Genomic DNA, 22,298 nt, shown 5'->3' with positions numbered 1-22,298 from the left:
GATGCCTAGTATCTTCACCCGAATCATACAAAAAGAAATCCCTGGTTATGTTATCGCTGAAAATGATGATGCCATTGCATTTCTAGATATTAATCCACTCAATGAAGGGCATACCTTAGTTGTGCCTAAGCAAGAAGTAGATAAAATGTTTGATTTGGATGAAGGTACTTATCTAAAACTTCAATCATTTACACACAAAATCGCACGAGCTATTGAAAAAGCGATTCCATGCCTTAGGGTAGGTGTAGCGGTAGTTGGATTAGAAGTGCCTCATGCCCACGTTCACCTGATACCTCTCCATAGCATGAGCGATATTGATTTTAGTCGCCCCAAGCTGAAACTAAGTCCCGAGAACTTTGAGGCAATAGCAACAAAAATCAAATTAGAAATCTGATCCGCCTTGTCATAGGAAGTAAATCGTCATGCTAGTACGATTTATATCATACCTTCTTACTTTATCTAGATCGTATTTTTGATTACCATTAATTACTAAAAACCCATTTTCAAGACTAAAGTCTTCTTGACTAAATAGGGTCGAATTCTCCCCAAAATGGATCGTAATGTTATCGATTCGAAATTCATTAATAGCTGCTTGGAGTTCCGTCTGCATTTGTTCGCGATCCGTAACAACGTCTTCGCCACAACTAGAGAGAAAGAAAAAAGATAATAAAGTGAACAATGCGAGGTGTGTTTTTAAGCTCTTCATAAATAATATTATGGTTTAAGAATTGGTTGAATTTTAAACAATAATTATGCCTAGTATAGGTATTGGGGATCCTGATTTTGCATCCAAACCACGAACTAAACTTTTTAGTTATACTGAAAAAACACTGACTTGGTTTTGGTCTGATAAGTCAAATCTTTTTTACCTGTTTTAGGGTTCAACCCAGCCCATAATTGCATTGGCTACAAATCGAGGTTCTGGTGGTAAAGCGTAAATGTCAGACTCATAGTTTTTGTTGTAGGGGGAAATATTCATGATTTTGTCATCGACCACGAGGGTACTACTCCCACCCGGATCGAAACCCATCGCTTTATGCATACCGTATTTCAACAAAATATCTGCCATGTCGAAATGTGTAGCACCAACCGATTCTCGAATTCTACCGTTGACCATTAAAACCATCAGTTTGCCTGTTTTTGTAATACCAACAGCAATTTTAGGACCTCGCATATCTGTGAAATCCAATCGTGCCGCTTGAGTTTTAATGGAATTGGTCGTTTTCCAACCTTCTGCTTCCATATCTAAAATTTGCTCCCCCTGATCTATCAACATTGGGCCAGCTTCAATAGCATAAGAAACATTTTCCCAGTTGTAAGGGGCCGTTTCCGGTTCGGCTAATTCGATATTTAAAGATTTGCCAACTTTAAAGTCTGTACTGGAGAATAATTTTTCAGGAATAGATAAGGTTAAACCCACTGGGATTACATTAACTGACTCGTTGTCGGTAGTATTAATAATTTCTTTCACCGTATTTCCGGCGACCCTAACGACTATATTTCCATTTCCCTTTATGGTTTCATGGGCATAAGATAGGTCGTAAAAACATGGACTTGTTGTACTATGTTGATTGTAATTCTCTGCTTGAAAAATTAAACGCTGCTTAGCACCTTTTAAACTTAATCCAGCTTGGCAATTCACGCGTCTGATATCGACAGAGCCATCTTTGTAGATGATAAATGCTGGTTTATTGAATAAAGGCGGACAATATACCTTGTTGTTCATGATGAGTAGCCCCAAAGGTGAGCCAATGTATGTTTCAGAAAGCCCTAGCTTGCCCACCAGTTCAGGGTTCAGAATATATCCTCCGTTCCAAGCGAGTTCAATTTTGTTTGGATTATTACTTTTCTTCTTGTACTCCTTAATGAGTGCGGGAACATTCTTTGGTTTGTTATTAGCAATATGAGCTGCAAACCGCCATAAATGTTGTTTTGTGTCAACTTCAGCAATGACGCCGCTCCAAGGCAAGCCGTCCTCGTATACACCACCGGCAAAAGAGGAATTTACTTTCTTCTGAATCTTTTGGTCATTCAAGCCTTCATTAAGATCGTTAAGGAGTTGGATGATTGGTGTGCCATTTTCAACGGCATCTTTAGAAATAGTCTCCAAAAGCTTCTCTTCCCCTATTTTAGCTTTTAGATCAGTATATAGGTCACTCTTTAAGGCCAATTCAAAATCTTTTGCTGTTTGAATGGGCGTAGGATAGGCTAAGGTGGTTCTTACTCCCGAAGGAACAAACTGAATGAATCCACTGCCTTTTGGGATGCCCATGATTTTGGCAGTCATTGAATTCATTACCTTCCCAATATGGAAATGATCGATTTCTATAGTGTCTGTCATCATAGCCGCGTATTCTCCGTTGGTGATGATGAAACCATTCGAAGCTTTAATCTTACGTAAAATCTTAATGGCTTTAGCACCCATTTGTGGGAAATGAACTCCTTCAGACCATTGTTTAGTTTCAACAATCTGTACTATTCCTGCCTTGTATAAAAGACCAAGTTCGGGTTCTTTATCGCTTTCTAAGTACTCTTTAATGTTTGCGCTAGAAAACCATTTTGTCAATCTAGGTTCGTGAATGAAAATGTATACTTTTTCCAATCCATTTCCTTTACGATCGAGCACTTCTGCGGTAAGCTCCTCTTCAATTGTCAATTGAAGTTGCGATCGAATAGGTTGTAAGACAAAATACTCAAGTTCGTGTTTAATATATCGGCCAGGGAAATATCCTTTCGGAACATTGTTTTTTAGCTTTTGAGTCAGCGTTTTCCGGTCGTCTATTCCTAAGAACTCACTATTGGTGAGTTGAAACAATGCCAATTCCCAATCTGCAAAAAACTGAGGCGCCAAAGTTAAATCGGTTAAGTTCTCAGGCTTAAAAACCTCACTGTAAATCATGTTGACCAAGCCCGTCACTTCTTGAAATGTAAAAGCTTGATAGGCAAATGATTTCGTATTTCTATGCCTATAAGCAAGGGCATGATCATGTCGGATGTTTGATTCACCATCTATATATTTGAAAATATCATCGATAGCGTTGTAGTACTTGTGAGTCAATAACAGACTAGTATTGACGTTATCTGGAATTTCACTTTCCATCATCCTAGCATAACTCATTATTTCGCCTCGAATGAGTTGTTCTTCTACTCTGAAAAAACTAGGGTCAATTAAAGATTTCAAGTAAATCATGAAAGACAGTCTTCCATACCCAGGTAAGTAATGACGTGTCTTTTTATTTAGAATAGCATTGAGGTCGTCATTTTCAAAATTGACTATACTTTGATAGTGCTTCAAAAGCTTAACCATCTGTGGGTTTACTTCATTCGAAGTTTCTTTGAGCTGCAGGTGCAATTTTGTGAGAATCTCCTGCATATTTTTCTGCAAGGCTTCAATGCTATACCTTTTGATGATCACGTTTCTGTTATGCGTTACATCCACCATTCTGTTTTGTGGATAGAACACATGATCACAAATTTTTTCGGCAAGACGCTTAGGGATTTTTGAGCCTTTAAACTCTAAGACATTTAGTCGCAATGACTTGTCTAAATGACGTCCGATTACCTCGTCATATACCTCTCTGGGCTCATACTGCCTGCAAAATATTGGTGTACCACATGCCGCTGCTTCGATAATTGGTAGTCCTCTACCTTCAGTTTGACTTGGCAATAATATCAAGGAAGCGACATCGTATAGCTGCTCAATGTCAAGTGGTTTTTTAAACTTTTTCTTGAATTCGTTTTTATCAAATTCACTAAACAGAAAACCTAATAGCACTCTTGATCTAAAGGCTTTAGGCAGTTGATTTAAGAAGTTTTCAAAGTCGGTTTTTAATTCGCTATAGTAGTCTTGTTGCCCGTGTGGAATTGGTCCTGATACAATTAGCGAGAGCTTTAATTGCGGGTTTGTGACAAATTTTTCAGTAAAAGCATCATAGGAAAACAGTCGTTTGATAAGCTTGAAATTAAGCTCAATGGATTTTCTGCTAATCACTCTTGTAGGCTGTAAGAATACGATGTTGTTATTGACAAAATCGAATTCTTGAATTGTCTTATGGCCGAGAAGAATTGGTTTAAGTGAGCGTTCGCTATTGGTGTGTTTTACTGCTGCATGTACAGTAATAGTATCTTTTTTGTTTGCAAAAATGGTCGAAACCTGCATAAACGCTTTAATAATATCACGTTTGCTCATCTGATGTAGCTTGGTATCTACAGCAGTGCCAATTAAGGCTACATTTGCTGGGTTGTGACCGTTTTTTTCAATGAGGTGATTCTGTTGAATTTTGTTGATGTTCACATTCATCCAAGATCTACTTTCCCATGGGTAAATCATTTCGATCACCGAAAAGAACTCACCGACATGGGCATTGTGGAAGAAGAAATCACGAGGTCCTTTTTTTAGCCCTTTTTTCTTTCGCTCAATTTCTCTATTACCGCCTTCCCAATAAAAATCATGATTGTTATTGATCACAGGTAGCCCTAAGTGCTCAGATATCAGTACAGTGGCTATGGCTAACGATACATTGCCAGGATTAGAGCAAACATTGATCAAGTAGAGCAATGAAATATTATTTTCTTCAATGTATGTGCCCAGTTTTTTGACTAATACGAGCACTTCAGCCCACAGTTTTCCGATTAGGTCGTTGTATGCCGTACTACCACGTTCCATCTTGATTTTAAAGAAATCCTCGTAAAGGGGCCATGCGTCGAAGGCCTCCATTTCTGGGATTACTTTTTTAAATGCAGTACTCGGAATAAGTTCATCAGCCTCTGATTTAATATCTCCAGCTATAAAATGAATGGGGATGTTAGGATAAATACTCTTGAAGGTTTTAGCGTACTTTTCAGTTTCTACTGTTATGCCATCTATGGTGAAGTAGAATGTGAGAAAGGCGACACCTCCAGTTTGAATGTAAGTGTCAAAAGAGTTTGAATCTCCTTTAAAAGATGCTTTTGATTGTAGCTCTTTAAATCTGTCAATGAATAAACCCAGATCAAACCAAGTGCCTATTTTTTCATTGTGGAGTTGTTCTAAAAGGCCGTTGATCTTCGATTTATTTTTTATCATTCTTAATTTTTTGGTGACTTAAAATGTGAACAGATGCTGGAGTTTTGACTCCAATACATCGAAAGAGAAGTGTTGCTGGCCAAGTTTGAAATTGTTCTCTCCAATTTCTCGGCACCGATCAGGGTTATAAATAATCTCTGACATTTGCTGAACATGTTTGTCGGTCAAATTGCTGTCTTCAATCATTACAGTTTCAAAACCTTTGCTCCCAATGTCCTGCATATAAACAGGCTTATAGTTATTGACGAAAATTGGTTTTTTGGCCAGTACGCACTCTACGAAAGCATTGCCAAATCCTTCATAGGTGCTGAAATATGTACAAGCTCTGCCATGAGCATACACATCCGAAAGGTCTTTGTGATCTAGCACTTTATGGGCTGCAAAAATGACTTGACTGGATAAGTTGAGGTCATGTATTTGATCGATCAGTTCGTTGTAGTACTCCTTATTCTCGTCGTCATTGTTGTTGCCAGTAATGACTAACTTGAGTTTTTTATCTTGAAGCTTATCTATTAGGGAAATAGCGGTTTCTATACCTTTACGCCTGACAATTCTGGTCACCTGAAGTAGGGCAATTTCATCTTGGGCTACACCGACGTCTTTCAAGAAAAATTTATTCTCCTCTGTCGGAATACCATAAGACCGACTAAAATCCATGACATTCGGTACCAAAGTGGCATCAATGTCAAACCTGTTTTTAAAGGTTTCTACGCCAAACGTATTGATTACTGCATGCTTAACATAAGGTAAAAGCAAAGGGAAATTATCATCGACGTATTGATTGATTTCTGGATGTACCGAAACGTATCGTTCACCTCTTTCCCAGTGAAAGTCATGATCATGTGTAACGATCGGCAAGCCAGTATTCTGGATGAGTTTTTTGATGGCTACACCCATTGATAAATGGCAGGGTAAGGCCGATGCATTTTCGGATAGTAAAACGTCGATCTTTTTCTCAGTTACCCAATCCTTCATTGCCTTTTCAATCATATTAGATGCGTTTTCTACATGATCGAGCAGCGGGTCTGGATCGTTGTCGGGGTGAAAGAATGCTTTTCGTTGTCCCCATTCAGCTTCAACCGAGAAAAAGGAGAGGGCTGGGAAAAGATAGTCATGTTCATAATCTATATCCCATGATTCGAATTCTCCGGACATGATGAAAACCTTGTGACCTAACTTTTTTAAAACACTAATCCATTTTTCCGTTTCAAGAGCAACACCATCTACACCTCCGATTCTTCCGATAATAATTCCTATTCTCATATAAGGTTCTTTTTAGTCAGAGCCATTTAAAAAGATATAGCTCCGTCAATTCGCTGCTTTTTTAGCCCTGTTTGAAGATTTACGAATATGTATAATGCTAAAAAATGTGCTTAGGGCTTCCTAAGATACACTGGTCAGGTCACTGATTATCATACAATACAATTGAATGCATGATATCGATTGCAGGAAATAAGTATTGATTATAATAAGAGGAGCTATGAACTGATCTGACCTATAGATGGCTCAACTGGTGACTTAGAAAATGATTATTTAACCCTTCCAGGGTTATCGCTCACGAAGTTTTTCCAGCTTTTCGCCTTGCTTTGAAGACTTCCATTTTGGAAGTGATGACAAACAGCAACCGCTAATGCATCTGTTGCATCGAGCATTTTTGGAGCTTCTTTAATATTCAAGAGTGTTTTAAGCATAGCGGCCACTTGCTCTTTTGAGGCTGTACCACTTCCCGTTACAGACTGCTTGACTTTCTTAGGTGCATACTCTGTAATCGGAATCTCCTTAGCCAAAGCTGCGGCCATAGCTACACCTTGTGCTCTACCCAATTTTAGCATGGATTGAACATTTTTCCCGAAGAAGGGAGCTTCTAATGCTACTTCATCTGGCCCGAAATCTTCTATAATGGCGCTCACGCGATCGAAAATTTTCTTGAGTTTAAGTTCATGGCCTTTATATTTACTCAAGTGTATTACACCATATTGAAGCAGCGACAGTTTTTTACCAGTTATTTTCAATAGTCCATAACCCATTACACTTGTCCCTGGGTCTATTCCTAACACTATCTTTTCTGTTACAACGGCCATCGGTTTGCAATATAATGAATACAATAAGTCAGTAATTTTATAATTACATTCTAATCGTATTTATTCGTATGTGGTTGTTTTAAGTCTCGTCTACTCATTTTATCTCATTTTGCTTCTTCTGGCAACTCTGGGGTGGAGATATATGCGGCAAAAAGATGGGGAAACCAATGAGGTCGCAATTTCGGTAATCATACCATTTAGGAACGAGGAGCTTAATCTAGTACAATTAGTTTCAAGCTTAAACAACCAAGTCCATAGCCAATTTGAAGCCATTTTTATCGACGATCATTCAGAAGATAATGGTTTTGAAGTGCTTCAATCGTTGCTTTCAGAAGTGAGTTTTCAGTACAAGATATTAAGACTAGAATCGGGAACAGGAAAGAAAGAAGCGATCCATTTAGGGATATCTAGTAGTCGGTATGATCTGATTATAACCACAGATGCTGATTGCGAAATGAATGCAGAGTGGCTTCGAACTATGGCATGCCCGTTTAAAGAAAGTGATTTACAGATGTTGGCAGGGCCAATAGGATTAAAGGGAGATAGTTTTTGGCAACGCATGCAATCTATGGAATCGTCAGCGCTGATAGGCATTGGTGGCGTGATGATTTCTAATGGAAAACCAACCATGGCCAATGGTGCAAACCTCGCTTATCGTAAAAGAGCCTATCACAAAGTGAATGGTTTTGAAGGGATTAGTGAGACACCATCTGGCGACGACGAATTATTAATGAATAAGGTACTGGCTATTTACCCAAAAGGAATTCAGTTCTGTAAATTGGAAAAAGCACTAGTTCAAACTGCTGCACAACCTTCGTGGCCACTATTTAAGCAACAACGCTTAAGATGGGCTAGTAAATGGAAATATGGAAAGAGGGGCGCTACAATATTGATTGCCTTATTTGTTTTGATGATTCAGCTCATACAAATAGGCCTTATTGGTATGCTTTATTTCAATAACAATTACATGAAATTAGCAATTGGCCTACTCGGGCTGAGGTTATTGATCGAATTGATATTCCTTTGGTCAGTAAGACGATCCCTTGGACAAAAAACATATGTCTTACCCGCCATTTTTAGTTATCTATTGTATCCATTCTATGCAATTTATATTGGAGTGGCTGCTAACTTTGGTAAGTTCGAATGGAAAGGGAGAAATTATAATATAAATGGGTTGGGATGACAGATGAAGAATTTGACGTTTTAGATGAACTTTATTTTGTTCAGCCCTTTACTTTTTTATTGGAAGAACTTTCAATGTCTGCCGAGGAAATAAAACCCGTACTCAAATTGTTATTAGACAAGGGTTGGGTTAAGTGTTTGCGAGATATGAACAATGAAGTGTTTGATGAAGATTTGAAGTTTGAAGAAAACTATCAGAATTACTTCTATTTAGCCTCAAAAAAAGGCCTTTTGGCTCATAACGGAAGATAACTATGCCGCAAGGAAGTTTACAGAATAAATACGATCAAAAAGAACTAGAAGTAAATGCCCTTCTGGAAATTACGCAGGCAGTAAATAGTAATCTTTCTGAAGACTATCTGTATAAGATTTTTGAATTTACCCTAAGGGCCAACCTCAAACTAGATAAACTTACCCTTTATGTAAAGGAAGAAGACTGGGAGTGTAAAGTTCAATTCGGCACTAAAAAAGACTTTACACAAGTAGCATTGGGAAGCAGCTGTTTGCAAGTATCAGATACTACAGAAATCAAGAAATTGGATTTGGAAGTACCTTGTTTTTCAGAGTTCGATATCATCATTCCGGTAAAGCATAAGGATAGGTTATTAGCTTTTGTTTTTGTAAAAGTAAAGAGTAAGTCAGAAGATTTAGTCGATACCACTTTCATTCAAGCACTCAGTAATATTATGTTGGTGGCCATAGAAAATAAACGTTTGGCCAGAAAGCAATTGGAACAGCAAGCTTTCCAGCGCGATATGGAAATTGCCAGTAATGTTCAGAATTACTTGTTCCCGAAAAACCTACCTAAAGTAGGTCGAATTCAAATTGAAGCATTTTACCAACCTTGCAGAACTGTAGGAGGGGATTACTACGACTATATTGAACTTGAAAAAGAGAATCAGTCAGTAGTTTGTATTGCCGATGTTTCGGGCAAAGGAATTCCAGCAGCTATATTAATGTCTAACTTCCAAGCTGTACTAAGAACAGTTGTGAGAACGGCCAGCGATCCTTTGGAAGTTGTTCAAGAATTGAACTATCACTTATGTAGAAATGCAAACCGTGAAAACTTCATTACGTTTTTCATGGCCATCTACGACTATGGTACCAAAGAGTTGAGGTATGTAAATTCAGGTCACAATCCACCGCTCTTGTTGGATAAAAAAGGAGGAATTCAACAATTAACAATAGGCTCTACAGTACTAGGTGCATTCGACCCATTGCCTTTTATAGATATGGGTACGGTGAAGGACATTGAAGACTTTTCACTCTTTCTATTTACAGATGGCTTAACTGAGACTTTTAATGATAAAGACGAAGAATTTGGTACAGAACGTTTAGAAGAATTTTTAAAGTCACATCAAGGAAAGCCTCTCGAACAAGTTCATACAGCACTTTTGAAAGCTTTAGACGATTACAGAGACGGTCACCCCTTTGATGATGATTTGACTTTCCTATCTTGTAGGATTACAAATGATACCCTATAAATCACCCTTCTTTTTTAAGTACTTATGGCCAGGTCTTGTCTGGCGAATGCCCAAAGACGCTAAAAAGATCTACTTAACTTTTGATGATGGTCCGATTCCTGAATTGACCACATGGGTATTGAATCTACTTGAGGAGAGAACAGTAAAAGCAACGTTCTTTTGTGTAGGAGAAAATATCGAAAAACACCCTGAAGTCTTTCAATCTATCATCAAGGCAGGTCATAGCATTGGTAATCATACGCACAATCATATTAATGGCAGAAAATTCAATACCTCTGAATACTTACAAAATATTTCAGCCTGTGATAAAGCTTTAGAAGAACAAGGAGTGGAGACAAACCTTTTTCGGCCGCCCTATGGTAGGCTAAAAGTTCAGCAAAGAAGAGCGCTTAGCGCACGAAAAGTGATTATGTGGGATGTTTTAAGTAAAGATTATGATGTCAATTTATCTCCAAGTGAAATCTTAGAAAATAGCATTGTCGCAAGCTCATCAGGCACCATTATAGTATTTCATGATAATGAAAAGGCTACAGAAAATCTAAAACAGGTGTTGCCTCAATATATAGAGCATTTCAAGCAGCAAGGATTTCAATTCGATAAGTTATGATGCTCTTTCTGATCATAGTTTATGGTTTACTCTCCATTGTTGAAGGTTTACTGAATGTATTCTTTCTGGCGCGGTTTAAGCCGGTAAAAGCCATTATCGAAGATAAGTTACCGAACGTGAGCATTTTGGTTTGCGCTAGAAATGAAGAACACAACCTAAGAGGTTGTTTAACATCGGTTTTAGCATCAGATTATCCAATGCAGTTGGTTGAGATTTTGGTTGGTAATGATGATAGTGAAGACGGTACGGCCCAAATAATAACCCAGTTCGAGTCGGAATATGAACCTGTAAGAGCTGTTGACATACAACATCAAAAAGACGGATTGATTGCTAAAGGCAATGTGTTGAGTCAATTGATCGATTCAAGTAGGTACGATTATCAAATAATCATAGATGCTGATATGGAGGTTTCACCCAAGTGGCTCCAGACTATGGTTTCAGCCTTGCATTGTGGTTATGATATGGTAAGTGGATTTACGCAGGTCAAAAAAACAAACTGGATTTCTCGCCTTCAATACATTGACTGGCAGACGGTTTTACACTCTATGAAAACCATGGCCGACCTGATAAGACCCATTTCCATTTTAGGAAATAATATGGCCTTTAATAAAAATGCCTACGATCAAGTAGGTGGCTTCCGAGGTTTAGGACCAACTGATGTTGAAGATTTAGGACTTTTGCAACGATTTCAAAACCGCTGTTTCAAAACATTTCAACTAGTTGACGGAAAAGGGGTAGCCTACACAAAACCTCAATTGACCTTTAAAGAATTGCTCACACAACGTTGCCGATGGATGAATGGCGTATTTACGCATCACCTGATATTGGGCATTCCAGCATTTTTTGCTCGACTCTGGGTGGTGTTAGGCTTGATAGCTTTTAGCGTTCAGATAGAGCTAGGATGTTTTATACTTGCCTATGGGATCTTCTTTAGCTGGCTAAAATGTTGGCTGATGTCACAGAAAATAGCTTCGAAGGGATTAATTTTTTTAGTGGAGCCAATTATTATAAGCCTTTTAGATACTTTAGCGCTACTCAGATTGATATTTGTAGGTAAAGTCAGTTGGAAAGGAAGAAAATACTAATGATTGATAGTCACGCTCATATATATGTAGAACAGTTTAAGGAAGATGTGGAGGAAGTGATAGATCGAGCTAAAGAGGCAGGTTTAATCAGAATTTACATGCCTAACATAGATCACACTTCTGTAGATGCTATGTTGGCACTTGAAGAAAAATACCCTGAATATTGTTTAGCCACTATGGGGCTCCATCCGTGTTCTGTGAAAACCGATTTTGAGAAAGAGTTATACATCGTAGAAGATTGGTTAAGTAAACGCTCTTTTGCTGCTATAGGAGAAATGGGTACTGATCTCTATTGGGATAAAACGTTTCTAGATCAGCAGGTAGAAGCCTTTAAAATTCAAGCCAACTGGGCTAAACAGTACAAGAAGCCTATTATTATACATTGTCGAGAGTCTATAGATATGACTATTGATTTGGTAGAATCATTAAAGGAAGAAAACCTGACAGGAGTTTTCCATTGCTTCAATGGAAATGTGGATCAGGCGAAAAGGATTCAGGAATTAGGTTTTTATATCGGACTAGGTGGGGTTTCCACTTTTAAGAATGCAGGAATGGACAAAGTGATTCCGGAAATTAGCCTTGATCGTATAGTACTAGAAACCGATAGTCCTTATCTAGCACCAGTGCCTTATAGAGGTAAAAGAAATGAGCCAGCTTACGTGGCTCAAATAGCTCAAAAAGTAGCCGACTATTATCAGAAGCCACTTGAAGAAGTTGTTGCTCAGACTATAACCAATACCAATAAACTATTTCAATTCGATGCTTGATGAATTTGATACTATAGTACACTTCGATCTTTTCGAAGCACCTAAAGCAAGGCTGCTGATTATATACACCGGTGGTACACTTGGTATGGACTATGACGCTGGTGGTACGCTCGTGCCTTGTGGCTTTGATAGTGTATTGAGACGAGCGCCTGTTATAAAAGAACTCCAGATAAATTTATCAGTACTCTCTTTTAAAGTGCCAATTGATTCATCGAGTGTTGAAATAAAGCATTGGCAGCAAATGGCCGAAATAATCTATAATAACTACAGCGATTATGACGGGTTTCTAATTCTTCATGGCACTGATACCATGGCCTATTCAGCGTCGGCACTAAGTTTTATGCTACAAGGCTTAGATAAACCAGTAGTTTTTACTGGAGCCCAATTGCCAATTGCTTCGCCGAGATCAGATGCTAAAGAAAATCTAGTGACCTCACTGGAAATAGCGTCAGACAAAAAAGAAGGTAAGCCAATCATAACTGAGGTATGTATCTTCTTCAATAATAGATTAATTAGAGGCAATAGAGCAAAAAAAGTAGAAAGCCAGCAATTTGATGCCTTTGAATCTGAAAACTATCCGATCCTAGCGCAAGCCGGAATTACAATTGACTACCAGTGGTCTTATTTAATGCCTTCGGCCAATAAAGATTTAGTTCTGACGACTAAAATGAACCCGTCAGTTATTGTTCTTAAGTTGTTTCCAGGCCTTCAACCTGCTACCGTTGATCATATAATTAAGGCGCCTAACATAAAAGGTGTAATTCTTGAAAGCTATGGCGCCGGAAATGTTCCACATCAAAAATGGTTTTTAAATCTCTTAGAAGAAGGCGTGAAGTCCGATAAGATAATATTGAACATAAGTCAATGCAATGGAGGGAAAGTTATGCACGGCAAATATGAAACAAGTAGTAAACTAGATGAAATAGGAGTAATTAGTGGTGAAGATTTAACGACAGAGGCCGCCACAACTAAAATGATGTACGCTTTAGGGAGGTACTCAAACATAAAAGACATACAAAACTGTTTAACAACTCCCATTAGAGGCGAAATGAACTGATTTTTCCTAGCTGACAAAAACAAAATTGAGCTTGCATACTGAAATTATTATTAATTTATTTGTCAGCCTGTGAGAAGCGCAGAAACACCAAGGGAGAGGTGTCCGAGTGGCTTAAGGAGCACGCTTGGAAAGCGTGTGTACCTCTAAAGGGTACCGAGGGTTCGAATCCCTCTCTCTCCGCAGATCAACTAAAACTTTAAGTGTAAATTTCTTTTAACGATATTTATTAATAATTTAGAACCCGTTTTAACCTTTATTAATCAAAACTAGACTATGAAAAAGTTATTCTCTTTACTGATGATCCTAGGCATTTTTGCTTTTGGATTTAACGCTGCCGCTCAGGATTCACCAGCAGTAGCCGGTGAGCAAGCTGCCGCTGATACTTTAGCAGCTGCTCAAGAACCTGATCCGTATCCAGAGCAAGCAGAATATGAAATTGAAGAAGAAGAGCAATCTTTCGATCAAATCATTAAAGATAAATTTATTGAAGGTGACCCTCAGTTTATGTCACCAGTACTTATCTGTTTAATTCTTGGATTAGCCATCGCTATTGAAAGAATTATCAGCTTAAACCTTTCTACTACAAATACTCAAAAGCTTTTAAGTAAAGTTGAAGACGCACTTGAATCAGGTGGAGTAGAAGCTGCTAAAGAGGTAACAAAAAGCACAAGAGGTCCTGTCGCATCAATCTTTACACAAGGATTAATGAGAATGTCTGAAGGCATCGAAATGGTTGAAAAATCAGTTATCGCCTACGGTTCTGTTGAAATGGGGCGTTTAGAAAGAGGTCTAGTTTGGATTTCTCTTTTCATCTCGTTAGCACCAATGCTTGGTTTCATGGGAACTGTAATTGGTATGATTGGTGCATTTGATGCGATTGAAGCAGCAGGTGATATTTCTCCTTCTCTAGTAGCTGGAGGTATTAAAGTTGCACTATTAACAACAGTTGCTGGTCTTATTGTAGCGATTATCCTACAGTTATTCTACAACTACTGTGTATCTAAAATTGACTCTATTGTAAACTCAATGGAAGATGCGTCTATTTCTTTAGTAGACCTTTTGGTTAAGCATAAGCTGACTAAGTAATCATTGTTAACTCTAAAAAGATAAATTATGAGTCAGGAACAATGGATAGATATTGGATTGTATGGATCAATGATTTTGATCGGGGTAGCTATTGTAGCAGCCATCGGTATGAACATTGCAAATGCCATTAGCAATCCAAAAACGCTCGTGAAAGGAGCAGCAGGAATTGGCCTTTTAGCAATAGTATTTCTAATCGGTTATTCAATGGCGCCAACAGAATTTGGAGCTTCTACCGCAAAAGCCTTGGAGGCGTCTTCAATAGACCCAGATGGTGAAAGTGCTGGTAACGTTTATAAACTTGTAGGCGGTGCTATGACAACTACATTAATTTTAGTTGTTATCGCCGTAGTAGGATTGATATACTCATCCGTTTCAAGAATAATTAGATAACTATTATGGCAAGAAGTAAAGACAAGGGGAGTCAGGAAGTAAATGCAGGGTCAATGGCCGATATCGCATTCTTGCTATTGATTTTCTTCCTTGTAACAACCCAGATTGCCACTAACAAAGGACTAACGCTTCTTCTTCCACCTAAGCAGGAAGACGATGAGCCGATTGAAATCAAGCAACAAGAGAGAAACCTGTTTAAAATACAGATTAACTCTGAAGACCGTTTGCTTGTAGAAAACGATCCGTTAGACGATGTTACGCAGATAAGAACAATGGTTTATGATTTCGTTCTCAACTTTGGCAACCCAAGCGATACCAAAAAAGGTAAAGGCAAGGTGAGCGATAGAGATGTTTACGAAACATTACCTGGTTCAATGAAATCTTATATTGCTAGAAGCCTTGGTTCAGACGAATCTTCGGATGGACCTGGTAGTGCAATTATTTCGTTGAAAGCTGACCGTGGAAGTAGCTATGCAATATTCATAAGCATATTGGATGAACTTAATGCGGCTTACAATAGGATTTATGGTGAAAGAGTTGGTCTAACTGATGAAGAATTCAGAAAGTTAAACCGTAACGATCCTCGCCAGAAAGAACTATACGACAGAGCTAGACTTGGTATACCTAAGGCTATCTCAATTGCAGAACCATCATCAGTAGGAGGATAATATGTCTAAGTTCAAGAAGAAAAGTGAATCGAGTCAGGATATACCTACGGCTGCACTACCGGATATTATTTTCATGCTTTTATTCTTCTTTATGGTAACTACCGTATTGAGGGAAACTGAATTAAAAGTAAAGCAGGAAATTCCGAGAGCTGAGCAGTTGGTGAAACTGGAGAAAAAGAAGTTGGTAACCTATTTATATGTAGGTGCTCCAAAAGATGAATCCATGGGTACTGAGCCTTTAATACAGGCAAATGACGCATTTATCAGTACAAATAATATTGTGCAATGGGTAAATGAGGAAAAGTCTAAGCTAAGTGAGGTTGAACGTGATCAAATCACCATTTCATTGAAAGTTGACGAAAAAACCAAAATGGGTATTATCGTCGATATTCAAACGGAATTGAGAGAAGCGAATGCACGTAAAATCATGTACGCAGCGCCGACTAAAGCAAAGGATAATTAGAGAGAATAACTTATAATTATATTGAAAACCTCAGTGAAAGCTGAGGTTTTTTTATTTCTACTACCTAGAACATATAACAGTTTAAATACTAGATATAGCAATAAGTCAAGAACCAAAGAATGAGTAAACTTATCTTAAACGATAAAAGAATAACCAATGGGTGGTGTATGTACGATTGGGCAAATTCCGTCTATTCGTTGACTATCACGACGGCCGTTTTTCCCATTTATTACGAGAATATCGCTAAGTCACCAGATGGTGGTACAATGGTAGAATTTCTCTTTTGGAGCCTTCCCAATACAGTTTTATATTCATATGCACTGTCATTCTCCTTTTTATTAACAGCACTAATGCAGCCCCTACTAAGCGGTGTTGCAGATAGTACTGGGATGAAAAAGACCTTCCTAAAAAGTTTTGCCTATTTAGGTGCTCTAGCCTGTGCAGGTATGTATTTTTTTATTGGGAGTAATATCGAGTTTGGTATACTGATGGTGATCTTGGCCAGCATCGGTTATTCAGGTGGATTGGTTTTCTACGACGCCTTCTTACCAGAAATAGCAACAGTAGATAGATATGATAAACTAAGTGCGAAAGGCTATTCATTGGGCTATATAGGTAGTGTAATTCTATTAATATTTAATCTAATAATGATTCAAAAGCCTCAGATATTTGGCTTAGTCGAAGGCTCCCTTCCGGCACGAATTTCTTTTTTAACCGTTGCTGTGTGGTGGATAGGCTTCTCACAAATTACTTTCAAACGGCTCCCCAACAACCCTTATAATAGAGGGAAATCGAATGAGTGGTTGAAAAAGGGTTATCAAGAATTAAGAACCGTCTATAGCCAAATCAAAGGACTTCCTAATTTAAGAAGATATGTATTGGCTTACTTTTTCTTCAACGCAGGAGTGCAAGCCGTCATGTATTTAGCATCACTTTTTGGAGCAAAAGAATTGAATCTAGAAACTGCATCATTAATTCAAATTGTACTAATTATTCAATTAGTAGCGATAGGAGGAGCCTATCTTTTTGCTGAACTCTCTAAACATAAGGGGAATATATTCTCTCTGGTGACTATGATTGCCATTTGGATTTTAGTTTGTGTATTGGCCTATTATGTGACATCTGAAATGCAATTTTATGGCTTAGCATTTTTGGTAGGTATTATCATGGGAGGAATTCAAGCCCTTTCACGATCAACATATTCTAAACTTATCCCTAAGAATACAGAAGATCATGCCTCCTTTTTTAGTTTCTACAATGTTACGTTTAATCTTTCTATTGTCATGGGCACATTGGCCTACGGCTCTATTGAATTGCTTACCGGATCTATGCGTTATAGTGCACTCGGGCTCACGGTGTTTTTCATCATTGGTCTTTTACTAGTTCGAAAAGTGAAAGTCAAAGGCATTTGATTTCTATCATTAGTTCGGATTTGTAAAATCCGCAAACGTTTGCAATGATATTAGTGTTCTGTAGACGTTTAAACGCACTCTTTTATGCTTATAATTGATTAACACGGCTGCAAGGCGGGTATATTCACTTGCTGAGGTCGATTTTCAATGAATTAAAAAGAGCATGAAAAATTTATTCAACCCATTGGTTGCAATGGTCCTATTGACCTTTGCAATATCTTCCTTTGACAACGGAAGTTCAGATTTTAATATTGTGGACGTAGCCCCAGTCATCACTATTGATGATCCTGGTAATATTGTTCAAGGAGCAGCAGTTTCCATTTCAGTAGGTTTTACTGATGCAACAGCAGGAACCTACCTTGTGACATTCGATACTTCTAAGGGAGCGTATTCTTTCACAGCACAATAGGTAGAATAATGATTTTGTAAAAAGCCCAATAATGGGCTTTTTTTAACCCTTTATGAATATGAACCGATTCCTCTTATCTCTATCATTTTGCATAGCTTTTGCCACAGTAGCAACTGCGCAAATAGTGACACTGGAGCCATCTAGTGCTAATGGTGAACAAGAAATCAAAATTATTTTTGATGCAACAGAAGGGGATGCCGGACTAGTGGGTGCCTCCAAAGTTTATATGCACTCGGGAGTAGTTGTCGATAGCCCTACAGGTACAGATTGGACGAATGTAATTGGTAATTGGGGTAGTGATGATGGGATAGGTTTAATGAGCAAGGTTTCGGGAGAAAGCGATAAATGGGAAATTACGCTTACACCGACAGCAAGAGACTACTATAACGTCTCAGACGGTACGAATATGTTCAGGTTGTCTATGGTGTTCCGAAATGCCGATGGTTCGTCTAAAGGAGCAGGAACGCCTGGTTCCATTAATGGCGGAGAGGTAACTTCCAACGGTGATATCTACATGAACCTAACCGTTTCCAATTTTGTCCAGATTACAGCGCCTACAAGTCAGGATATATTTGTAGAAGAAGGAGAGTCTATCACACTCTCGGGTAATGCTTCCAGTAGTGTTACAACAATGGCCATTTTAATAGATGAAGGAAATGGCTTTGAAGAAAAAGCATCAGTAACTGCAGGTACTACAATCACTTATGATTTTGAGCCTACACAAAGCTTTAGAGGTACGCTTAAAGTAACTGCCACGATTAATGAAGAAGATGTGGAGATATCTCAACCCTTAAATGTAAATCTCACATCTGCCACGGAGGTACTCGATTTACCAGCTGGACTGATAAAAGGAATTAATTATCAAGATGATTTAAGCAAAGCCACGCTCGTTTTAGAAGCACCAGGTAAAGACTTTGTATACATTGTTGGTGATTTTAATGATTGGGCAATAGAAGCTGATTACTTAATGAATGTAACACCAGATGGCGAATTGTTCTGGTTAGAAATTACCAACCTTGTGCCAAACCAAGAATATGTCTTTCAGTATTGGGTAGAAGGTTCGATAAAAATTGGAGACCCCTATGCTGATAAAGTAGCAGATCCATGGAACGATAGTTTTATTCCTGCCGCAGTACACGATGAAATCCCAGACTACGATAAAACAGATTTCGCCATCGCGACAACACTAGAAACAGGCCAAACCCCATTCGAGTGGGATGCCACTGAGGATAGCTATCAACGCCCAGATCAAGAAGATCTAGTCATTTATGAATTACTGGTGAGAGATTTTATCGGTTCTCACGACTATAAAGACATGGTAGATACTTTAGACTATTTATCAGAACTCGGCGTGAATGCCATTGAGCTAATGCCCATCATGGAATTTGAAGGCAATGAGTCATGGGGATATAATCCTATGTACTTTTTTGCACCAGATAAATACTATGGAAAGAAAGACGATTTAAAGAATTTCATCCAAGCCTGTCATGAAAAAGGGATTGCAGTCATTTTAGATATGGTATTGAACCATGCCTTTGGATTAAATCCAATGGTGAGAATGTATTGGGATGAACAAGCAGGAAAGCCTGCGGCAGATAGCCCATGGTTTAATCAAGATGCGACTCACCCATTTAATGTAGGGTATGACTTTAACCACGAAAGTACCTACACACAAGACTTTGTCGATTCCGTTAATGCCTATTGGATTAATGAATACCATTTTGATGGTTATAGATTCGACCTTTCTAAAGGGTTCACCCAAACGAATAACCCATCAGATGTAGGTGCATGGTCTAGTTTCGATCAATCGAGAATAGATATACTGGAAAGAATGAGCAATAAACTTTGGGAAACGGACGAGGATGCTTACGTAATTCTAGAGCACTTTGCGGATAACGCGGAAGAGACCGCCCTAGCCGAAGCAGGCATGCTTTTATGGAGAAACGTTGGTTTCCCATATTGGAAAGCCCTTGGCGGAGAAGCGACAGAAACATTTCAAGGGGCCACGGCTAGTTCTCATGTTTCTTATATGGAAAGTCATGATGAACAGCGTCAGCTCTGGGAAGTTTTTCAAGAAGGTGGAGCAGTAGAAGGTTACAATACCAGAGATACTACGATAGCCCTTGAAAGATTAAAGATGAATGCAGCATTTCTCTATACGCTGCCTGGCCCAAAAATGCTCTGGCAATTTGGTGAACTAGGTTATGATATAGATATTAATTTCAATAGCCGTGTTGGTAATAAACCACTCGTTTGGGGAGAAGGAAGTCTTGGTTACTACGAAGATCCTTTGAGAAAATATACCTACGACGCATTTGCAGCCATTTTCAATCTAAGAAAAATGGTAAACGAAGAAGAAAACGTAAACTATGTTTATGATTTTAGTGGAGAGACAAGATCCATAACTATCGATTCTGATGATTTAGATGTAATAGTGGTAGGAAATTTTGGTCTTAATCAGAATGATATGGCCATACAGTATACCCAAACAGGAAATTGGTACGATTACTTCTCAGGTGGTACATTTACAGTTGATAATGCGAATACAGACATCACTTTAGCCCCTGGAGAGTTTAGAATATTTACGTCAAATCAAGTATCCGAAGGCTTTACTGGAGTAGTTGAAGTCTTTGAAAATCCAGTTACTGTATCGCCGAGTGTTTTCAGCCCAGATGATGAAATAACAATAACTTTCGATGCGACTAAAGGAAGTTTCGACGGAACAAATGGTCTGCAAGGAGCTGAAAAAGTTTATATGCATGCAGGCGTTGTTTTCGATGATGTAAATTCTCAAACACTCCAGAATATCGTTGGTACCCTAACCGACGACGGCCTTGGGCAAATGACTAAAGTATCGGGAACTGATGATAGCTGGGAAATCACCATAACGCCTACTGATTATTTTTCTATTACTTCGGGAGAAGCCGTTAGGCTTGGAGTTTATTTCAGAGACGCTGATAATAGTAACAGAGGCAAAGGCTTTCGCGGAAGCACAATTTTCCTAGACATGGAGCTAGAAGGAAATCTAGTAACCATTACACCTGCAGAGTTCGATCAAGATACTCAAATCACCCTGACCTTCGATGCACGATTTGGCAATAGAGGTTTAGTAGGTGTCGATAAAGTCTATATGCATTCAGGAATTGCACTTTCAGAAACGAGCGTTGAATTTGACGATTTTATAATAGGTAATTGGGGTGAAGATGATGGCGTTGGACAAATGACAAGGTCTTCGTCAAATACCAATCAGTGGCAGATTACGATGACGCCTACCGCTTATTATGGAATGAGTGAAACCGACATCGCCTATAGATTAGCGTTCGTTTTTAGAAATGCCGATGGTAGTAGAAAAGGAGAAGGAACTCCGGGTAGTTTCGAAAATGGAATTGTGCTAGCCAACGGAGATATTTTCTATGACTTCCCAATCATAAAGGAAGTAACGAGTTTAGAAGATGAACTTCCGGGTTTTAATTACTATCCAAATCCAACGCAAGGCATTATCAATTTCTCTGGAGAAATTCCAGGTGTACCAAAACAAGTAATCATTCATGGATTGAATGGAGAAAAGGTTTTTGAAACTAAGCTTTCAAATGGTAGGCTGGAACCGATAGATATTTCAGGGCTGAAATCGGGTCTCTATTTACTCAGGATTGTAACAGATCATAAAGGCTATACCCTAAAAGTATTAGTTCGTTAAAACGCTTAACTAATCATATAAAAAAAGGGGAGCTTTTAAACTCCCCTTTTTTTATTCAAACCTCATGTGTTTCACTGAGTCACCTGAATCTCGCAATTCCCTCAGCGAATCAATGCCAATATCAAGATGAGCATTTACGTAGTCAGCAGTTACCTGCTTGTCACTGCTCTCTGTTTTTATACCTTCTGCAATCATCGGATTGTCTGAAACGAGTAAGAGTGCGCCACGCGGTATTTCGTTCACAAAACCAACCGTAAATAAGGTAGCAGTCTCCATATCCACGGCCATGGCTCTTATCTTTCTTAAATACTTTTTAAAGGCCTTGTCGTGCTCCCAAACCCTTCTGTTAGTAGTGTAACAAGTTCCAGTCCAATAATCTCTTTGATGTTTCTTAATCATGGAAGAAACCGCCCTTTGTAAACGGAAAGAAGGAAGAGCAGGAATTTCTACAGGCATAAAGTCGTTGCTAGTACCCTCGCCGCGGATTGCGGCTATTGGTAAAATCAAATCTCCGAGTGCCGTTTTTTTCTTAAGCCCCCCGCATTTCCCAAGAAAGAGGACGGCCTTAGGGTGAATACTGCTTAATAAGTCCATTACAGTAGCCGCCATTGCGCTGCCCATACCAAAATTGATAATGGTGATATTTTCAGCAGTCGCACTCTGCATAGGCTTATCAGAGCCTTTAATTTCAACATCAAACTTTTCTGAAAACATTTTCACATAACCGATGAAGTTCGTTAATAAAATGTACTCTCCGAATTCGTCAAGAGGTACTCCGGTATATCTCGGTAACCAGTTTTCGACTATTTCATGTTTGGTTTTCATAGATGGGCGTGGGTTTGTTT

Annotated in this window: 20 protein-coding genes and 1 tRNA gene; 16 read left to right on the top strand and 5 right to left on the bottom strand. The window is 38.6% G+C overall.

Annotated features, from left to right (window positions below; all coding sequences use genetic code 11):
- Nucleotide 1 precedes the first annotated feature (1 nt).
- Nucleotides 2-394 carry an HIT family protein gene (locus JXQ92_RS08930; RefSeq protein WP_421986256.1) on the top strand — a complete coding sequence of 131 codons (393 nt, stop codon included), beginning with the start codon at nucleotides 2-4 and terminating at the stop codon, nucleotides 392-394.
- 9 nt (nucleotides 395-403) lie between these two features.
- Here JXQ92_RS08930 and JXQ92_RS08925 read toward each other — a convergent pair whose 3' ends face one another.
- The 4 genes from JXQ92_RS08925 to ruvC form a co-directional block, all read right to left on the bottom strand.
- A complete protein-coding gene (locus JXQ92_RS08925; RefSeq protein ID WP_421986255.1) occupies nucleotides 404-706 on the bottom strand; it encodes a hypothetical protein in 303 nt (100 codons plus the stop codon).
- A gap of 168 nt (nucleotides 707-874) precedes the next feature.
- A complete protein-coding gene (locus tag JXQ92_RS08920; RefSeq protein WP_421986254.1) occupies nucleotides 875-5,065 on the bottom strand; it encodes a phosphodiester glycosidase family protein in 4,191 nt (1,396 codons plus the stop codon).
- Between the two features lie 18 nt (nucleotides 5,066-5,083).
- Nucleotides 5,084-6,328, bottom strand: coding sequence for a glycosyltransferase (locus JXQ92_RS08915; RefSeq protein WP_421986253.1), 1,245 nt, complete (start codon nucleotides 6,326-6,328; stop codon nucleotides 5,084-5,086).
- Between the two features lie 266 nt (nucleotides 6,329-6,594).
- Nucleotides 6,595-7,146, bottom strand: a complete 552-nt coding sequence (gene ruvC / locus JXQ92_RS08910) for a crossover junction endodeoxyribonuclease RuvC (protein WP_421986252.1) — start codon at nucleotides 7,144-7,146, stop codon at nucleotides 6,595-6,597.
- Between the two features lie 142 nt (nucleotides 7,147-7,288).
- Between ruvC and JXQ92_RS08905 the strand changes: the two genes are divergently transcribed.
- From JXQ92_RS08905 to JXQ92_RS08835, 15 genes are all read left to right on the top strand, one after another.
- A complete protein-coding gene (locus tag JXQ92_RS08905) occupies nucleotides 7,289-8,329 on the top strand; it encodes a glycosyltransferase (protein WP_421986251.1) in 1,041 nt (346 codons plus the stop codon).
- Nucleotides 8,326-8,580 carry a hypothetical protein gene (locus tag JXQ92_RS08900; protein WP_421986250.1) on the top strand — a complete coding sequence of 85 codons (255 nt, stop codon included), beginning with the start codon at nucleotides 8,326-8,328 and terminating at the stop codon, nucleotides 8,578-8,580. Before JXQ92_RS08905 ends, JXQ92_RS08900 begins: the two co-directional genes overlap by 4 nt.
- A 2-nt stretch (nucleotides 8,581-8,582) precedes the next feature.
- Nucleotides 8,583-9,812 (top strand): SpoIIE family protein phosphatase, encoded by a 1,230-nt coding sequence (locus tag JXQ92_RS08895; RefSeq protein ID WP_421986249.1) that lies wholly within the window; start codon nucleotides 8,583-8,585, stop codon nucleotides 9,810-9,812.
- A complete protein-coding gene (locus tag JXQ92_RS08890; RefSeq protein ID WP_421986248.1) occupies nucleotides 9,799-10,419 on the top strand; it encodes a polysaccharide deacetylase family protein in 621 nt (206 codons plus the stop codon). The genes JXQ92_RS08895 and JXQ92_RS08890 overlap by 14 nt, the downstream gene beginning before the upstream one ends.
- Entirely contained in the window at nucleotides 10,416-11,504 is a 1,089-nt protein-coding gene (locus tag JXQ92_RS08885) for a glycosyltransferase (RefSeq protein ID WP_421986247.1), read from the top strand. The genes JXQ92_RS08890 and JXQ92_RS08885 overlap by 4 nt, the downstream gene beginning before the upstream one ends.
- Complete coding sequence (locus JXQ92_RS08880) at nucleotides 11,504-12,271, top strand: TatD family hydrolase (protein WP_421986246.1); 768 nt, start codon at nucleotides 11,504-11,506, stop codon at nucleotides 12,269-12,271. The genes JXQ92_RS08885 and JXQ92_RS08880 overlap by 1 nt, the downstream gene beginning before the upstream one ends.
- On the top strand, nucleotides 12,264-13,328 hold the full coding sequence (locus JXQ92_RS08875; RefSeq protein ID WP_421986245.1) for an asparaginase: 1,065 nt from the start codon (nucleotides 12,264-12,266) through the stop codon (nucleotides 13,326-13,328). The genes JXQ92_RS08880 and JXQ92_RS08875 overlap by 8 nt, the downstream gene beginning before the upstream one ends.
- A 92-nt stretch (nucleotides 13,329-13,420) precedes the next feature.
- Nucleotides 13,421-13,508, top strand: a tRNA-Ser gene (locus tag JXQ92_RS08870).
- A gap of 93 nt (nucleotides 13,509-13,601) precedes the next feature.
- The gene (locus JXQ92_RS08865; RefSeq protein WP_421986244.1) at nucleotides 13,602-14,414 is read left to right on the top strand and encodes a MotA/TolQ/ExbB proton channel family protein; all 813 of its coding nucleotides are present in this window, start codon (nucleotides 13,602-13,604) and stop codon (nucleotides 14,412-14,414) included.
- A 27-nt stretch (nucleotides 14,415-14,441) separates the two neighbouring features.
- Entirely contained in the window at nucleotides 14,442-14,804 is a 363-nt protein-coding gene (locus JXQ92_RS08860) for a hypothetical protein (RefSeq protein WP_421986243.1), read from the top strand.
- 5 nt (nucleotides 14,805-14,809) lie between these two features.
- Complete coding sequence (locus tag JXQ92_RS08855; protein WP_421986242.1) at nucleotides 14,810-15,472, top strand: ExbD/TolR family protein; 663 nt, start codon at nucleotides 14,810-14,812, stop codon at nucleotides 15,470-15,472.
- Nucleotide 15,473: 1 nt separating this feature from the next.
- Nucleotides 15,474-15,935 carry an ExbD/TolR family protein gene (locus tag JXQ92_RS08850; RefSeq protein ID WP_421986241.1) on the top strand — a complete coding sequence of 154 codons (462 nt, stop codon included), beginning with the start codon at nucleotides 15,474-15,476 and terminating at the stop codon, nucleotides 15,933-15,935.
- Between the two features lie 119 nt (nucleotides 15,936-16,054).
- Nucleotides 16,055-17,347, top strand: a complete 1,293-nt coding sequence (locus tag JXQ92_RS08845; RefSeq protein WP_421986240.1) for an MFS transporter — start codon at nucleotides 16,055-16,057, stop codon at nucleotides 17,345-17,347.
- A 163-nt stretch (nucleotides 17,348-17,510) separates the two neighbouring features.
- Nucleotides 17,511-17,756: a hypothetical protein gene (locus tag JXQ92_RS08840; protein WP_421986239.1), complete on the top strand. Its 246-nt coding sequence runs from the start codon at nucleotides 17,511-17,513 to the stop codon at nucleotides 17,754-17,756.
- Nucleotides 17,757-17,814: 58 nt separating this feature from the next.
- Nucleotides 17,815-21,453: an alpha-amylase family glycosyl hydrolase gene (locus tag JXQ92_RS08835; protein ID WP_421986238.1), complete on the top strand. Its 3,639-nt coding sequence runs from the start codon at nucleotides 17,815-17,817 to the stop codon at nucleotides 21,451-21,453.
- Nucleotides 21,454-21,504: 51 nt separating this feature from the next.
- Here the strand turns inward: JXQ92_RS08835 and JXQ92_RS08830 are convergent, their stop codons facing one another.
- Nucleotides 21,505-22,278 (bottom strand): AMP nucleosidase, encoded by a 774-nt coding sequence (locus tag JXQ92_RS08830; RefSeq protein ID WP_421986237.1) that lies wholly within the window; start codon nucleotides 22,276-22,278, stop codon nucleotides 21,505-21,507.
- Nucleotides 22,279-22,298 lie beyond the last annotated feature (20 nt).

The sequence above is a fragment of the Roseivirga sp. genome, assembly GCF_049099775.1.
In the GTDB taxonomy this organism is placed as follows: domain Bacteria; phylum Bacteroidota; class Bacteroidia; order Cytophagales; family Cyclobacteriaceae; genus Roseivirga.
Note: the sequence above shows the minus strand (reverse complement) of the source record. Positions and strands in the feature narration are given on the sequence as shown.

Excerpts from the sequence above, each read along its gene's own strand:
- JXQ92_RS08930 (WP_421986256.1), top strand. The coding sequence starts at position 2 with ATGCCTAGTATCTTCACCCGAATCATACAAAAAGAAATCCCTGGTTAT.
- JXQ92_RS08925 (WP_421986255.1), bottom strand. The coding sequence starts at position 706 with ATGAAGAGCTTAAAAACACACCTCGCATTGTTCACTTTATTATCTTTT.
- JXQ92_RS08920 (WP_421986254.1), bottom strand. The coding sequence starts at position 5,065 with ATGATAAAAAATAAATCGAAGATCAACGGCCTTTTAGAACAACTCCAC.
- JXQ92_RS08915 (WP_421986253.1), bottom strand. The coding sequence starts at position 6,328 with ATGAGAATAGGAATTATTATCGGAAGAATCGGAGGTGTAGATGGTGTT.
- ruvC (WP_421986252.1), bottom strand. The coding sequence starts at position 7,146 with ATGGCCGTTGTAACAGAAAAGATAGTGTTAGGAATAGACCCAGGGACA.
- JXQ92_RS08905 (WP_421986251.1), top strand. The coding sequence starts at position 7,289 with ATGCGGCAAAAAGATGGGGAAACCAATGAGGTCGCAATTTCGGTAATC.
- JXQ92_RS08900 (WP_421986250.1), top strand. The coding sequence starts at position 8,326 with ATGACAGATGAAGAATTTGACGTTTTAGATGAACTTTATTTTGTTCAG.
- JXQ92_RS08895 (WP_421986249.1), top strand. The coding sequence starts at position 8,583 with ATGCCGCAAGGAAGTTTACAGAATAAATACGATCAAAAAGAACTAGAA.
- JXQ92_RS08890 (WP_421986248.1), top strand. The coding sequence starts at position 9,799 with ATGATACCCTATAAATCACCCTTCTTTTTTAAGTACTTATGGCCAGGT.
- JXQ92_RS08885 (WP_421986247.1), top strand. The coding sequence starts at position 10,416 with ATGATGCTCTTTCTGATCATAGTTTATGGTTTACTCTCCATTGTTGAA.
- JXQ92_RS08880 (WP_421986246.1), top strand. The coding sequence starts at position 11,504 with ATGATTGATAGTCACGCTCATATATATGTAGAACAGTTTAAGGAAGAT.
- JXQ92_RS08875 (WP_421986245.1), top strand. The coding sequence starts at position 12,264 with ATGCTTGATGAATTTGATACTATAGTACACTTCGATCTTTTCGAAGCA.
- JXQ92_RS08865 (WP_421986244.1), top strand. The coding sequence starts at position 13,602 with ATGAAAAAGTTATTCTCTTTACTGATGATCCTAGGCATTTTTGCTTTT.
- JXQ92_RS08860 (WP_421986243.1), top strand. The coding sequence starts at position 14,442 with ATGAGTCAGGAACAATGGATAGATATTGGATTGTATGGATCAATGATT.
- JXQ92_RS08855 (WP_421986242.1), top strand. The coding sequence starts at position 14,810 with ATGGCAAGAAGTAAAGACAAGGGGAGTCAGGAAGTAAATGCAGGGTCA.
- JXQ92_RS08850 (WP_421986241.1), top strand. The coding sequence starts at position 15,474 with ATGTCTAAGTTCAAGAAGAAAAGTGAATCGAGTCAGGATATACCTACG.
- JXQ92_RS08845 (WP_421986240.1), top strand. The coding sequence starts at position 16,055 with ATGAGTAAACTTATCTTAAACGATAAAAGAATAACCAATGGGTGGTGT.
- JXQ92_RS08840 (WP_421986239.1), top strand. The coding sequence starts at position 17,511 with ATGAAAAATTTATTCAACCCATTGGTTGCAATGGTCCTATTGACCTTT.
- JXQ92_RS08835 (WP_421986238.1), top strand. The coding sequence starts at position 17,815 with ATGAACCGATTCCTCTTATCTCTATCATTTTGCATAGCTTTTGCCACA.
- JXQ92_RS08830 (WP_421986237.1), bottom strand. The coding sequence starts at position 22,278 with ATGAAAACCAAACATGAAATAGTCGAAAACTGGTTACCGAGATATACC.